Annotated in this window: 14 protein-coding genes; 7 read left to right on the plus strand and 7 right to left on the minus strand. The window is 72.3% G+C overall.

What is annotated here, in order from left to right; genetic code table 11:
• Positions 1-208 precede the first annotated feature (208 nt).
• Together ABZ865_RS02995 and ABZ865_RS03000 are read right to left on the minus strand one after the other, a co-directional pair.
• Complete coding sequence (locus ABZ865_RS02995) at positions 209-967, minus strand: SDR family oxidoreductase (RefSeq protein ID WP_361222808.1); 759 nt, start codon at positions 965-967, stop codon at positions 209-211.
• A gap of 56 nt (positions 968-1023) precedes the next feature.
• Positions 1024-2043 (minus strand): Gfo/Idh/MocA family oxidoreductase, encoded by a 1020-nt coding sequence (locus tag ABZ865_RS03000; RefSeq protein ID WP_361222811.1) that lies wholly within the window; start codon positions 2041-2043, stop codon positions 1024-1026.
• An 86-nt stretch (positions 2044-2129) separates the two neighbouring features.
• Between ABZ865_RS03000 and ABZ865_RS03005 the strand changes: the two genes are divergently transcribed.
• From ABZ865_RS03005 to ABZ865_RS03025, 5 genes are all read left to right on the plus strand, one after another.
• Positions 2130-3485, plus strand: a complete 1356-nt coding sequence (locus ABZ865_RS03005) for a multidrug effflux MFS transporter (RefSeq protein ID WP_361222813.1) — start codon at positions 2130-2132, stop codon at positions 3483-3485.
• Complete coding sequence (locus ABZ865_RS03010; RefSeq protein WP_361222816.1) at positions 3437-4606, plus strand: serine hydrolase domain-containing protein; 1170 nt, start codon at positions 3437-3439, stop codon at positions 4604-4606. The genes ABZ865_RS03005 and ABZ865_RS03010 overlap by 49 nt, the downstream gene beginning before the upstream one ends.
• A 196-nt stretch (positions 4607-4802) precedes the next feature.
• Entirely contained in the window at positions 4803-5798 is a 996-nt protein-coding gene (locus ABZ865_RS03015; RefSeq protein ID WP_361222818.1) for a small ribosomal subunit Rsm22 family protein, read from the plus strand.
• 56 nt (positions 5799-5854) lie between these two features.
• A complete protein-coding gene (locus ABZ865_RS03020; RefSeq protein ID WP_361224348.1) occupies positions 5855-6493 on the plus strand; it encodes a TetR/AcrR family transcriptional regulator in 639 nt (212 codons plus the stop codon).
• A gap of 138 nt (positions 6494-6631) precedes the next feature.
• Positions 6632-7372 carry a bifunctional DNA primase/polymerase gene (locus tag ABZ865_RS03025; RefSeq protein WP_361222821.1) on the plus strand — a complete coding sequence of 247 codons (741 nt, stop codon included), beginning with the start codon at positions 6632-6634 and terminating at the stop codon, positions 7370-7372.
• A gap of 57 nt (positions 7373-7429) precedes the next feature.
• On the opposite strand, the gene ABZ865_RS03030 is transcribed toward ABZ865_RS03025, so the two are convergent.
• Genes ABZ865_RS03030 through efeO form a run of 4 tightly spaced genes read right to left on the minus strand, consistent with a single transcriptional unit; the run spans position 7430 to position 11709 of the window.
• Positions 7430-8422, minus strand: a complete 993-nt coding sequence (locus tag ABZ865_RS03030) for a hypothetical protein (protein WP_361222824.1) — start codon at positions 8420-8422, stop codon at positions 7430-7432.
• A complete protein-coding gene (gene efeU, locus ABZ865_RS03035; protein WP_361222827.1) occupies positions 8388-9254 on the minus strand; it encodes an iron uptake transporter permease EfeU in 867 nt (288 codons plus the stop codon). Before efeU ends, ABZ865_RS03030 begins: the two co-directional genes overlap by 35 nt.
• 3 nt (positions 9255-9257) lie before the next feature.
• Positions 9258-10544, minus strand: coding sequence for an iron uptake transporter deferrochelatase/peroxidase subunit (efeB, locus tag ABZ865_RS03040; protein WP_361222829.1), 1287 nt, complete (start codon positions 10542-10544; stop codon positions 9258-9260).
• 16 nt (positions 10545-10560) lie between these two features.
• Positions 10561-11709, minus strand: coding sequence for an iron uptake system protein EfeO (efeO, locus tag ABZ865_RS03045; protein WP_361222832.1), 1149 nt, complete (start codon positions 11707-11709; stop codon positions 10561-10563).
• Positions 11710-11894: 185 nt separating this feature from the next.
• Between efeO and ABZ865_RS03050 the strand changes: the two genes are divergently transcribed.
• Together ABZ865_RS03050 and ABZ865_RS03055 are read left to right on the plus strand one after the other, a co-directional pair.
• Positions 11895-12785: a hypothetical protein gene (locus ABZ865_RS03050; protein WP_361222834.1), complete on the plus strand. Its 891-nt coding sequence runs from the start codon at positions 11895-11897 to the stop codon at positions 12783-12785.
• Positions 12778-13422 (plus strand): PhzF family phenazine biosynthesis protein, encoded by a 645-nt coding sequence (locus ABZ865_RS03055; protein ID WP_361222836.1) that lies wholly within the window; start codon positions 12778-12780, stop codon positions 13420-13422. The genes ABZ865_RS03050 and ABZ865_RS03055 overlap by 8 nt, the downstream gene beginning before the upstream one ends.
• Here ABZ865_RS03055 and ABZ865_RS03060 read toward each other — a convergent pair.
• Positions 13419-14066, minus strand: a complete 648-nt coding sequence (locus ABZ865_RS03060) for a biliverdin-producing heme oxygenase (protein WP_361222839.1) — start codon at positions 14064-14066, stop codon at positions 13419-13421. The two genes, ABZ865_RS03055 and ABZ865_RS03060, sit on opposite strands and share 4 nt — an antisense overlap.
• Positions 14067-14085 lie beyond the last annotated feature (19 nt).

Genomic DNA, 14085 nt, shown 5'->3' on the forward strand with positions numbered 1-14085 from the left:
CCACCCCCAACTCCGGTCCGGTGGAACGGCCGCCGCCTCCCCCCTTGGATGTGGCTGCGGAACTCCCGTGCTCCAAGTGTGAAGCTCTTGTGGAGGAAAGTTGAGCATACGCGCACGACCGGCCGCAATACCACGGATGTTCAAATTCCACTTGTGCCGGTTGGGGGGTTGGGCTTCGGGGCTTCTCAGTCCTGCCCGATGTGCGGCATCAGCCCCGCCCGATGTACGGCATCGCCGTCGCCAGTACCGTCGCGAACTGCACGTTCGCCTCCAGCGGCAGCTCGGCCATGTGCCGCACCGTGCGCGCCACGTCGGCCACGTCCATCACCGGCTCCGGGGCGACCTCGCCGTTCGCCTGGAGCGCCCCGGTCTGCATCCGGGCCGTCATGTCGGTGGCCGCGTTGCCGATGTCGATCTGACCCACCGCGATGCGGTACGGCCGCCCGTCCAGCGACAGTGACTTGGTCAGGCCCGTCAGCGCGTGCTTGGTCGCGGTGTAGGCCACCGAGTGCGGGCGGGGCGTGTGCGCCGAGATGGAACCGTTGTTGATGATCCGGCCGCCCTGCGGGTCCTGCTCCTTCATCCGCCGGTACGCCGCCTGCGCGCACAGGAACGCCCCGTTGAGGTTGGTGTCCACCACGTGCCGCCAGGCGTCGTAGGGGAGGTCCTCGACCGGCACCCCGCCCGGGCCGAACGTGCCCGCGTTGTTGAACAGCAGGTCGACCCGCCCGAACCGCTCGACGGTCGCGGTGAACAGCGCCTCCACGTCCTCCGGCCGGGACACGTCGGTGCGCACGGCGAGCCAGGGCGCCCCGGGCACCAGCGTCGCCGTCTCCTCCAGCGTCTCGGTGCGCCGGCCGGCCAGCGCCACCGACCAGCCGTTGCGCAGCAGCTCCACGGCGACGGCACGCCCGATGCCCGAACCGGCGCCGGTCACCACCGCGATCTTCGATTGCGTGTCAGTCATGGTTCCGCAGCGTAGGCGGGAGGTCCGCCATGCGGAATCAGGTGTCCGCCATACGGCTAAACGGTCGCCGTTGCCGTGGCGGCCTCCCCGGGATACCGCACCCCGATCCGCTCCCGTATCGCGTCCAGCGTCCGCATCACCGCCAGGCTGCCCTCCAGCGGCACCAGCGGCGACTCCTTCTCGCCCGCCCGCAGCGCCCGCATGACCTCCTTCGCCTCGTGCCGCAGGCTGGTGCGCGGCCCGTCGGCGGGGTCGGCGGTGAACTCCTCGGGGTCACGCCCGTCGCGGTGCAGGACGAAACGGTCGGGGTGGAAGAAGCCCGACGGGATGTCGATCCGGCCGCGCGAACCGGTGACCGACGCGGTGACCGCCGTACCCCCGACGATCGAGCAGTGCACCGAGGCCAGCGCCCCGCTGTCCCACGACAGCAACGCGCCCGTCTGCAGGTCGACACCCTCGTCGGACAGCACCGCGCTCGCCGCGATCCCGTCCGGCTCGCCCAACAACAGCTGTGCGAACGACACCGGATAGACCCCGAGGTCCAGCAGGGCCCCGCCGCCCAGCGCGGGATCCCGCAGCCGGTGTGCCGGCGGGAAGGGACCGGCCAGCCCGAAGTCGGCCTGCACGGTGCGCACCTCGCCGATCGCCCCGTCAGTCACCAGCGCCTTCAGCCGCCGGACCAGCGGATTGCAGTACATCCACATCGCCTCCATCAGGAAGCGGTCGTGCTCCCGCGCCAGCGCCACCAGCTCCTCGGCCTCGCGGAGGTTGAGCGTGAACGCCTTCTCGCACAGCACGTTCCGCCCGGCCGCGAGGCAGAGCCCGGCCGCGGCCCGGTGCGCCGCGTGCGGGGTGGCGACGTACACGACATCGATGTCCGCGTCCGCGGCCAGCGACTCCCAGTCGCCGTACGCCCGCGTCACCCCGAACCGCTCGGCGAACGCGTCCGCCGACTCCTTACGGCGCGAGGCCACCGCCACGATCTCCGCGTCCGGCAGATCGACCAGGTCGGCCGCGAAGGCCGCCGCGATCCCGCCGGTCGCCAGGATCCCCCACCGCACGCTCTGCTGCCCCATCCCGCCCCGCCCTCGTTCATGTGTGCCCCGGCAGTGTGTACGAGCTGCGAGCATAGAGGCCGATTCACGACGAGAGGGAGGGACACATGCCCGAGCCTGCGGCGGCACCGCCTCCGGGAACGGAGCAACCGGCTCCGGGAGCGGAGCTACCGGCTCCGGGAACGGGGCAACCGGCTCCGGGAACGGGGCACACGTCCGCCACCGCGCGGCCCGGGGCCGCCGCCCGCCGCACCGGCCTGCTCGTCACCCTCGTCCTCGGCGGCCTCACCGCCACGCCCCCGCTCGCGATGGACATGTACCTCCCGTCCCTGCCGGAGGTCACCCGCTCCCTGCACGCGCCCGCCGCCACCGTCCAGCTCACCCTCACCGCCTGTCTGGCCGGCATGGCGCTCGGGCAGCTGGTCGTGGGCCCGATGAGCGACCGCTGGGGCCGCCGCCGCCCGCTGCTGACCGGCCTCGCCGTCTATCTCCTCGCCACCGCCCTGTGCGCGCTGGCGCCGAACGTCGAGACCCTGGTGGCCTTCCGGCTGGCGCAGGGCCTCGCGGGCTCGGCCGGCATCGTCATCGCGCGGGCCGTCGTACGCGATCTCTACGACGGCGTCGCCATGGCCCGCTTCTTCTCCACCCTGATGCTGATCTCCGGGGTCGCGCCGATCGTGGCGCCCCTGATCGGCGGTCAGATCCTCCGGGTGACGGACTGGCGGGGCGTGTTCGTCGTCCTCACCGTGATCGGACTGGCGCTTGCCGCGCTCGTCTGGGCGCGGCTGCCCGAGACCCTGCCGCCCGCCGGCCGGCACGGCGGGGGAGTGGGGGAGGCCCTGCGCGCGATGCGCGGCCTGCTCGCCGACCTGCCCTTCACCGGCTACATGCTCGCCGGCGGCTTCGCCTTCGCCGCGCTGTTCGCCTACATATCCGCCTCCCCGTTCGTCATCCAGGAGATCTACGGCGCCTCCCCGCAGACCTTCAGCCTGCTCTTCGGCATCAACTCCGTCGGGCTGATGATCGCCGGGCAGATCAACGGCAAGGTGCTGGTCGGCCGGGTCAGCCTGGACAAGGTGCTCGCCACCGGCCTCGCGCTGATCGTGCTCGCCGCGACCGCCCTGCTGCTGATGACCGCGGGTACCTTCGGCGAGGTCGGCCTGGCCCCGGTCGCCGCCGCGCTGTTCGTGCTGATGTCCGCGATGGGCATCACCCTGCCCAACACCCAGTCCCTCGCCCTGCTGCGCACCCGGCACGCCGTCGGCTCCGCCTCCGCGCTGCTCGGCACCTCCTCCTTCCTCGTCGGCGCGGTCGCCTCGCCGCTCGTCGGCGTCGCCGGAGAACACACCGCCGTGCCCATGGCGGTCGTCCAACTCGCCGGAGCACTGGTCGCGACGGCCTGCTTCGTGGGAATGTGCCGTCCCTGGAACGCAAGCGCGGGGTCGGAGGGAGACGACAACTGAGCGCACCGAGACTGCGCGCCGACACTCCGGAACGGGCCGGACTCGACCCCACGGAACTCGCGCACCTGGTCGGCGAGGTGCACGCCCTCACGAGCGGACCGCGCCCCTGGGCGGCCGCCGCCGTCGTCATGGCCGGACGCGGACCCGTGATCGCCGTCGCCGAGGCCGCGGGCTGGGCGGTCCGGTACGCCTCCTACGACCCCGAGACCGACACCGGCGTCGAACTGCCGCCCGCCGCCCGGGTCCCGGCGACCCTCGACACCCCCTTCGACCTGGCCTCGCTCACCAAGCTGTTCACGTCCGTCGCCGCCGTGCAGCAGATCGAACGCGGCACCCTCGGCATCGACGCCCGGGTCGGGGCCTACCTGCCCGAGTTCACGGCCGCCGCCAGGAGCGGCATCACCGTACGGCAGCTGCTCACCCACACCTCCGGGCTGCGCCCCGAGCTCCCGCTGTACGACTGCCCCGACGACACGGCCCGCCTCGCCCTGCTGCGCGCCGAGGCGCCCACCGGCGAACCCGGCGTCCACCTCTACTCGGACCTGAACATGCTCCTGCTCCAGTTCGTGCTGGAGCGGGTCACCGGCCGCACCCTCGACGCCCTGATCGAGGACTGCATCACCCGCCCGCTCGGGATGACGGCCACCGCCTTCGGCCCCTGCCCCGGCGCCGCCGCCACCGAGGACCAGCGGCGGCCGTGGGCCAAGGCGGACCGGGGGATGCTGCGGGGCGTGGTCCACGACGAGAACGCCTGGGCGCTCGGCGGCGTCGCCGGCCACGCGGGCCTCTTCTCCACCGCCCGCGACCTCGCCGTCTTCTGCCGCGCCCTCCTGGCGGGCGGCGCGTACGGCCCCGCGCGCATCCTCGGCCCCGACTTCGTCGAGCTCCTGCTGACCCCGCCGGGGCTGGGCTTCGCCGTCGACCAGCCCTGGTTCATGGGCGAACTCGCGGGCGCCGGCGCGGCGGGCCACACAGGCTTCACCGGCACGTCACTGGTCCTGGACCCGGCCACGGACACGTTCCTCGTCCTCCTGGCCAACACCGTCCACCCCCGCCGCCGCCCCCCGAACAGCACCCCCAGAGCCACCCTGGCAACACACCTGGCCAGGGCGGTGATCTGAGACCTGCCTCCTGGCCGGGTGGGTCAGCCCTGTGACGGCGCCTTGTGACGGTGCCTTCTCGGCCGCCCGAGCCGGATCCCGGGACGGTGCCCTTCCAGCCTTCCGAGACGGGTGGGTGGGCGGGAAGGCGGGGGGTCTGGGGGGCGGAGCCCCCCAGCAAGGCCAGCACCGGCACCGGGCGCCGTAGAATCGCCGGGTGAACGACCCCGTACGCCCGGCCGAGCAACTCCGCGCCTCCCTTGCCGATCTGCTCGCGGGGCTACCGCCAACGCAGGCCGCCGGCGCCGTGGAACGGCTGATCGCCACCTACCGGGGCGACACCCCGACCCACACCCCGATCCTCCGCGACCGCGCCGACGTCGCGGCGTACGCCGCCTACCGCATGCCCGCCACCTTCGAAGCGGTCCACTCGGCGCTCACCGCCTTCGCGGACACCACCCCCGACTGGACCCCCCGCAGCCACATCGACGTCGGTGGCGGCACCGGCGCCGCCACCTGGGCCGTCACCGCCACCTGGCCCGGCGAGCGCAGCGTCACCGTGCTGGACTGGGCCGAGCCCGCCCTCGCCCTCGGCCGGGAGATCGCCGCCGCCAACCCCGCCCTGCGGGACGCCCGCTGGCAGCGCGCCCGGATCGGCAGCACGCTCACCCTGGAGGACACCGACCTCGTCACGGTGTCGTACGTCCTCAACGAACTCGCCGAGACCGACCGCGCCGCGCTCGTCGACGCGGCCGCGGCCGCCGCGCAGACCGTCGTGATCGTGGAGGCCGGCACCCCCGCCGGATACGACCGCGTCATCGAGGCCCGCGACCGCCTCATCCGCGCCGGATTCCGGATCGCCGCCCCCTGCCCACACAGCGCCACCTGCCCCATCGTGCCCGGCACGGACTGGTGCCACTTCTCCGCCCGCGTCAGCCGCTCCTCCCTGCACCGCCAGGTCAAGGGCGGCTCCCTGGCCTACGAGGACGAGAAGTTCAGCTACGTCGCCGCCACCCGGCTGCCCGCGCGGCCGGCCCCCGCCCGGGTGGTCCGGCGCCCGCAGATCCGCAAGGGCCAGGTGCTCCTCGACCTGTGCGAGGCGGACGAGCGGCTGCGCCGTACGACGGTCACCAAGCGCCACGGCGACCTGTACAAGGCGGCCCGGGACGCCGACTGGGGCGACGCCTGGCCGCCGGAGGACGCGACCGCGTAGCCGGCGGGGCTTGTTAGCGTCACCCCATGGTCAAGAAGCCCGCCCCCGACAAGGACATGGTCAAGAAGCCCGCCCCCGGCACGGTCAGGAAGCCCGCCCCCGACGCCGCCCGTCGCAGCGAGAAGTCCCGCCGGGCGATCTACGCCGCCGCCCTCGCCCTGGTCGGCGAGGTCGGGTACCCGAAGACCACGGTCGAGGGGATCGCCGCCCGCGCCGGCGTCGGCAAGCAGACGATCTACCGGTGGTGGGGGTCGAAGGCGGACGTGCTGCTGGAGGCGTTCCTCGACCTCGGCGAGCAGGCCGCGCAGGCGGCGGGGCAGGAACCGTACGCCATCCCGGACACCGGCGATCTCGCCGCCGACCTCAAGGCGGTGCTGCGGGCCACCGTGGACGAGCTCCTCGACCCCCGCTTCGAGGTGCCCGCCCGCGCGCTGGCCGCCGAGGGCGTGGTCAACGAGCAGCTCGGCCGCGAGTTCGTCACCAAGCTCCTCGAACCCTCGCTCCAGCTGTACGTCGACCGTCTGCGCTCCGCCCAGGACGCCGGCGAGGTGCGCCCCGAGATCGACCCCCGCATCGCGCTGGAGCTGTTCGTCTCCCCGCTGGCCCAGCGCTGGCTCCAGCGCACGGCCCCCATCTCCTACGCCTACACGGACACCCTGATCGACTACGCCCTGCACGGCCTGACCCCCCGCTGACGCTCCCAGCGACCACGGGTCCGCTCATGTGAGGCACGTCTCGTCCGGTTCCTTCTGATTCGGGCTGTGGACCCCCGGACGTCGGGAAGATGGGACGATGAGGCATGCTGTCGGGACCACAGCGAGGCGAGGCGATAGATGAGCGGGACGTTCGGCGGCCGGTCCGGCCGGCAGGGCAGACTCTCCCAGTGGCTGCGCGGACGCCGGCCGAAGGAGGAAGCCGCCGGCGACGGCGGCCGTGAGGCCCTGCTGCTCGCCGCCGCCGAGGCGGGACTGCCCCTGGCGCCCGCCGCGCACCCCACCCCGGACTACCGCTGTTCGTGCGTCCGCGTCGGCTGTCCCACCCCGGCCCGGCACCCGCTGTCGTTCGCGTGGCAGACCCAGTCGACCACCGACCGCGCCCAGATCGAGCGCTGGGCCCGCCACCAGCCGCAGGCCAACTTCATCACCGCCACCGGCATGGTGCACGACGTCCTCGACGTGCCCCTGGAGGCCGGCCGGGAGGCGCTGGAGCGGCTGCTCGGCGCCGGTGTGGAGGTCGGCCCGGTCGCCGAGAGCGACGACGGCCGCATGCTGTTCTTCACCCTCACCCGGGGCACCCCCGAGGACGAGGACGAGTGGTGGCCCTGCGAGCTGGACTGCCGCCCCGAGACCATGGACGAGCACCCCGGGCTGCGCTGGCACTGCCGGGGCTCCTACGTTCTCGTACCGCCCGCGCGGCTGCCCGGCGACGACGAGCAGCAGGTGCGCTGGGTCCGTGGCCCCGAGCATCCGCTGCCCGACCCGCTGACCCTGCTGGAGGCGCTCACGGACGCCTGCGCCCGGCACGCGGGCTCGGACGCCGGCCACGCGGGCTCGGCCTGGCCCCTGCACCGCTGAGACCCACTGCGCCCCAGCGACCCACTGCGCCCCCGAGACCCGTGTGCCGGGGCGCGCCTACTCGCCCTGCGCGGCCGTCAGCCCCAGAACCCGTCCCACGACCGACACCGGACCGCTGCCGGCCGGGTCCAGGGCGACCTCGTTGGAGACGAACTCCAGCGTCAGCGACTGCTTGACCTCGCCCTTGGTCAGGGCCTGCACGTCCTTGTTCGGCACCGACACGGAGGTGCCCGGAGCGGCGGTCCGCTTCTCGTAGTGGTGCGAGGCGAAGAAGACCATCGCCCCGCCGTCCGTCGTGCGCAGCGCGAGCGGCGCGTAGTCGTCGTGGGTCAGCGGCTCGTCGATGTACTGGCGGACCAGGCCCGGCTTCTGCGCCTGCTTCTCGCGGTCCGCGCGCCAGACGCTGGTGTAGCGGCCGTCCGCGAAGGTCTTCCCGCCGTTCTTGAGATAGCCCGCGTAGTCCCTGCTCAGCTCGCCCGGCGGCACGGCCTGCCCCGTGGCGTCGGCGGGGACGGCCTCGGCCCAGCCGTCCTTGTCCTTCTTGAACTCCGGTACGGCACCGGGCGCGACCAGCGTCAGGAACGCCACCTGCCAGGGCCGGCCGAGGTCGCTTCGGGTGAACACCAGCAGCCAGCGGGCCGAGCCGCCCTTGTTGCCCTTGGCGTCCGCGACGAACCAGCGGGGCCAGCCGGCCTTCTTCGGGATCGTGAACTTCGCGTCCGTCAGCTTCAGCGACGTGTGGTTCGCGTTGCCGGCCGGGCTGTTGGCGTGCCCCGCCTTCAGCCGGGCGGAGTCGATGTCGGCGAGGGCGCCGGTGACGTAGTCCGCGTCCAGGGAACTGTCGTACGCCTTGTCGGCCTTGTTGTAGGCGTCCGTGAATCTCTGGAGCGCCTTGGCGGCCTCGGCGCGGGTGGTGGCGGGGAGCATCTCGCGCTCCCCGTGCACCACCACACACCCGCTCGCCGTCATCGACAGAGCGGCCAGCGAAGCCGCTATGAGTGCGTTCCGGTCCCGCCTACGAAGCCTTCGACGGCTGCGTTCCCTGGTCATGAGGTGCCTTCACCTTCCCCTTCCCGGAGGCGAACCCTACCGGGGCGAGGAAGATCGCGAGCGTCGGGATCAGGTACAGAGCCCACACCGTGATCTGGATGACCGTCGGGTTCGGCTGGAAGTTGAAGACGCCCTTGAGGAGCGTGCCGTACCAGCTGTCCGGCGGGATGGTGTCGCTGATGTCGAAGGCCAGGTCGGAGATGCCCGGGATCCAGTTGGCCTCCTGCAGGTCGTGGAAGCCGTACGCCAGCACGCCCGCCGCGACCACGACCAGCATGCCGCCGGTCCAGGTGAAGAACTTGGCCAGGTTGATCTTCAGGGCGCCCCGGTAGAACAGCCAGCCCAGGAACACCGCGGTGGCCAGACCCAGGGCCACGCCGATCAGCGGGCGCGGGGTGCCGTCGCTGGCCGCGTGCACCGAGGCCCACACGAACAGCGCGGTCTCCAGGCCCTCCCGGCCCACGGCCAGGAACGCCGTGGCGACCAGCGCGCCCGTGCCCATCGCGAGGGCGGCGTCCAGCTTGCCGTGCAGCTCCGACTTCAGGTGCCGGGCGGTGCGCCGCATCCAGAACACCATCCACGTCACCAGGCCGACCGCGATGACCGACAGCGAGCCGCCGAGCGCCTCCTGCGCCTCGAACGTCAGCTCCTGCGAGCCGAATTCGAGGGCGCAGCCGAAGCCCATGGCGATGGCGATCGCGATGCCGATGCCGATCCAGATCGGCTTCAGGGCGTCCTTGCGGCCCGTCTTCACCAGGTAGGCGATGAGGATGCAGACGACCAGGGACGCCTCGAGACCCTCGCGCAGGCCGATCAGGTAGTTGGAGAACACGGGCTACGCCTCCTTGGAGAACAGCGTCCGGCCCCACCAGTCGTCCTTGTCGCGGACGCCGGGCGGAACCGCGAAGACCGCGGAACCCACGTGCTGGATGTACTCGTTGAGGGCGTCCTTCGCCGACAGCTGCCGCTGCAGCGGGATGAACCCCTTGCGCACGTCCCGCTGGTAGGCCAGGAAGAACAGGCCCGCGTCGAGGCGGCCGAGGCCGTCGGTGCCGTCCGTGAAGGAGTAGCCGCGGCGCAGGATGGTGATCCCGCCGTTGGAGTCGGGGTGGGCGAGCCGCACGTGCGCGTCCGGCTTCATCGCCTTCAGGAACGGCTTGTCGTGCTCCTTGGCCTTGCCGACCGGGGCGCCCTCGCCCTTGTCGCGGCCGAAGACGTCCTCCTGCTCCTGCAGCGAGGTCCGGTCCCAGGTCTCGATGTTCATCCGGATCCGGCGGGCGACGAGGTACGAGCCGCCGGTCATCCAGTCGGAACCGTCCTTCCCGTCCACCCACACGAACTTCTTCAGCCGGTCGGTCTCCGTGCCCGCGATGTTGCGGGTGCCGTCCTTGAAGCCCATCAGGTTGCGGGGCGTCTGGGCGTCCGGGGTGGTCGAGGAGGTCTTGCCGAAGCCGAGTTGCGACCAGCGGATGGCGACCTTGCCGAAGCCGATGCGGGCCAGGTTGCGGATGGCGTGCACGGCGACCTGCGGGTCGTCCGCGCAGGCCTGGATGCACAGGTCGCCGCCGGTGCGGGTGCGGTCCAGGTTGTCGCCGGGGAACTTGGGCAGGTCGACGAGGGCCTCGGGCCGCCGGTCGGCGAGGCCGAACTTGTCGAAGAGGGACGGGCCGAAGCCGATCGTCAGCGTCAGCCGGGACGGCTTGAGCCCCAGCGCCTCACCGGTGTCGTCCGGCGGGGCCTCGGCGAGACCGCCGTACGCTCCCTCGCCGACCGCCTTGCCGGCGGTCATCCGCCGGGCCGCTTCCGTCCAGTCCTTGAGCATCTGCACGAACTCGTCGCGGTCGTCCGTCTTCACGTCGAACGCGGCGAAGTGCAGCCTGTCCTGCACCGGCGTGGCGATGCCCGCCTGGTGGGCGCCGTGGAACTCCACCGCGGCGCCGGTCTCGGCGGCCACCGGGTCCATGTCGTCGCCGGACCGGGTCATCGCGACCGCGCCGCCGGCCACGGCGGCACCGAGCGCGAGCCCGGCGCCTCCCCAGCCGATCAGCGAGCGGCGCGACGGGTTGCCGCTCCCGGTGTCCCCGGTGCCCGGGGTGTCCTGTGTCTCCTGGATGTCGGTCATCGCCCTGTCCCCTGCCTTACTTCGCAACCGCGGCGGCGAGCTTGGACAGCGGCTCGGCGAGCGCGTTCACCGCGTCCGACAGCTCCTTGCGCTGGTCCTTGCCGACCTTGTCGTAGGACTCGAAGTCGTAGGAGTTCTTGTCCGAGCGGTACTTGTCGAGCAGCGTGTTCAGCGCGCCGAACTGCTTGTCGAGTTCGGTGACCAGGGCCGCGTCGTTCTCCTTGGCGACCGGCTTGAGCAGTTCGTACGACTTCTGCGCGCCCTCGACGTTGGCCTTGAAGTCGACCAGGTCGGTGTGCGAGTAGCGCTCCTCCTCGCCGGTGACCTTGCCGGTGGCGACCTCGTCGAGCAGCTCCTTGGCGCCGTTGGCCATGGAGGTCGGGGTGATCTCGGCCTTGCCGACCCGGTTCTGCCAGTCCTTCAGGTCGGTGACCAGCTGGTCGGCGAGCTGCTTGTCGTGGTCGGTGAGCTTCTTGTCCTTCCAGAGCGAGCGCTCCAGCCGGTGCCAGCCGGTCCAGTCCTTCTCCGGGTCCTGGCCGTCCTCCAGCCCGTCCTCGCGGACGTCCACCTTCGGGTCGATGTCTCCGAAGGACTCGGCGACCGGCTCGGTGCGCTCCCAGCCGATGCGGGAGGTGGCGTAGGCCTTCTTGGCCGCCTCGATGTCGCCGTCCTTGACGGCCTTGGCGAAGGCCTCGGCCAGCGGCAGCGTCTCGTCGGCCTGCGCCTGCGCGTAGGCGCGGTACTCGGCCACGGCCTTGTCCAGGCGAGGGTCGCGCTTGGCGGCGCTGCCGCCGGTGACCTTGAGGGTCTGGCGGATGCCGTCGCCCTTCATGCCCGGCTTGCAGGCGATCTGGTAGTCGCCGGCCTTCAGCTCGGCGGTGACCCGCTGCTTGGTGCCGGGGCCGATGTTCTCGCGCTCGGTGACGACGCGGTCGTCCGGGAAGAGGACGTAGACCTCGGTGGTCTTGGAGCCCTTGTTCTGGATGGCGAGCTCAAGGTGTCCGGCGGACACTTCCTTCTTGTCGATCTCGCACTTGTCGTCGGAGGCGGCCACGTTGACCACGTGGTCCCCGTCCTTGGCGTCGCTCTTCGCGGTGCAGGCCGAGAGGGCGGTCAAGGCCGCCGCTGCGACGGTGGCGGTGACGGTCAGTCGGGCGGCTCGCATGCAGGCTCCAAGCGGATCTGGTCTGGTGAGGCTGGCCTAACTTACCTGAGGCTTCCCTTACCGATACCCACCCGGGTCGTGATTCAGCTCTCACGGAAAGATCACAGGCACGGCTTGATCTCGACGGCTCAAAAGCGACGTCAATAAACGGTAAAGGGCGAGTCAAGCGGTGGGAGGGTGGGGGCATGGGAAACGCGCGCAGGGAGCTGCTGGGACCGGACCGGGTGGTGCTGGAGATCGACGACCGGCCCGGCCCGCCTCCGCTGCGCTTCGAGGCCACCGAGGACGGGGGACTGCGGCTGCTCCGCCAGCGGGACCGCACCGTGCTGCTCGGCGGACTCACAGGCGAGGGATGCTGTCACGACCTGCGCCTGCACCGCCTCGACACCTACCGCTCACCGCTGCCGCCCATCGGTTCGGCGGCGATGCGATCAGCCGTCAACCCGGTCCATGCCTACGCCCGTCGGCTGGAGGAGGCCGACGAGTCCCCGCTGTACGACGGCCGTTGGGAGCTCGCCCTGCGCACCACCCTCCCGCCGTACATCTGGACCAGTGACCTCGTCCGGGACTGGCCCGGCGGCAGCCTGGAGCTGTACTGCGGGGGCGGCTGGCACGGCGTCCTGCCCCTGCGGCAGCTGTCCCCGCCGGACGCCGCCCGCGTGAAGGCGTACCGCAAGCACGCCCGCGACGGCACCCTCGCCCCCGTCCTGCTGTGGTGGGTGCCGTCCCTGGACGGCTGGCTGCTCCTCGACGGGCACGACCGCGCTGTGGCCGCGCTCGCCGAGGGCCGGACCCCGCCCTGCGTGGTGCTGACCCGGCTGCGGGACGAGGAGCTGTGGCGCCGGGACGCCGAGGCCCTGACCGAAGGCCACCGGCACCACGGGGAACGCCTCGCGGCGCGCCCCGCCGCCCCGGGGACCGAACGCCAACAGGCGGCGCTCGACAAGGGCTACGGCGACGCCATGGCCGGCCTCCCGTACGAGCCGTCGTCCCTCCGCACCTGGCCCCTCCCCGGCGGTGCCCGCGCCTGGCGCGAACTGGCCGGCGCCGCGATGTTTCAATTTTCAGGTGACTGACTACGACGTACTCCGCGTCTTCTGCGGGCCGAACGGCGGCTACGGCAACGAACTCGGTGTCGTCCGCGACGGCTCGGTGCTGCCCGAGCGGAGCGACCGGCAGGAGCTCGCCGCGAAACTCGGCTTCAGCGAGACCGTGTTCGTGGACGACCCCGAGCGCGGCGTGATCGACATCTACACGCCCACCCTGCGTCTGCCCTTCGCCGGTCACCCCTGCGTCGGCACGGCCTGGCTCCTGGACGTACCCGAACTGGTCACCCCCGCCGGGGTGGTCGGCGCCCGACTGGACGGCGAGTTCAGCTGGATCGAGGCCCGCGCCGAATGGGCCCCGCCGCGCACCCTGCGCCAGTACCCGAGCGCCACCGAGGTCGACGCCCTGCCCGTGCCCCCGCCCGGCGAGTGGATCTACGCCTGGGCCTGGGAGGACGAGGCGGCCGGCCGCGTCCGCGCCCGCGCCTTCCCCGGCCGCGACGACGGCATCGACGAGGACGAGGCGACCGGCGCCGCGGCCCTCCTCCTCACCGAGCAGCTGGGCCGCGCCCTGAACATCACCCAGGGCAGGGGCTCCCAGATCCTGACCGCACCGCAGCCGCACGGGTGGGTGGAGGTCGGCGGCCGGGTGTTCCTGGAGCGCTAAGCGCTCAGCGGGAACTCCTCGCTCAGTGCCCTGAACACCTCGGTGTTCAGGGCGAACGCCCGCCTGCACTCGGCCACGATCCGCTGCCGCTCCAGCTCGTCCGCCGCCACCGCGTCCAGCAGCTCGCGGTAACTCCGCTTGAACGCGGCCGGGTTGGAGATCCCCTCGAAGACGTAGAAGCGGACCCCGTCGCCCTTCCGCGTGAAGCCCCACGTCCGCTCCGCGCGGTCGCGGATGATCTGGCCGCCGGAGAGGTCGCCCAGGTAGCGGGTGTAGTGGTGGGCGACGTACCCGCCGGGCCAGCGCTCGGCGCACTCCCGGATCCGGTCCGCGTACGCCCGGGTCGCGGGCAGCGCGGACAGGCCCGCCCGCCAGCCGGCGCCCCGCAGATGCGCCAGGTCCCGCTCCAGAGCGGGCAGGCGCAACAGCTCCGGCCGGATGAACGGCCCGGCCACCGGGTCCACCGCCAGCCGCTCGGCCCCGCTCTCCAACGCCTCGTAGACGAACCACAGTTGCTCGGTGTAGCGCGCGTACGCTCGCACGCCCAGCCGGCCGCCGAGCAGGTCGCTCATGAACGTCGAGGTCTCCGCCTCCACGTGCTGCTCGTGCGACGCGCAGCGGATGAGGGTCGAGAACGACTCCATGGACTCTCCTCGGGCTTCC

Origin of the sequence: Streptomyces sp. NPDC047085, from assembly GCF_040643735.1 — a bacterium.
Taxonomy (GTDB): domain Bacteria; phylum Actinomycetota; class Actinomycetes; order Streptomycetales; family Streptomycetaceae; genus Streptomyces.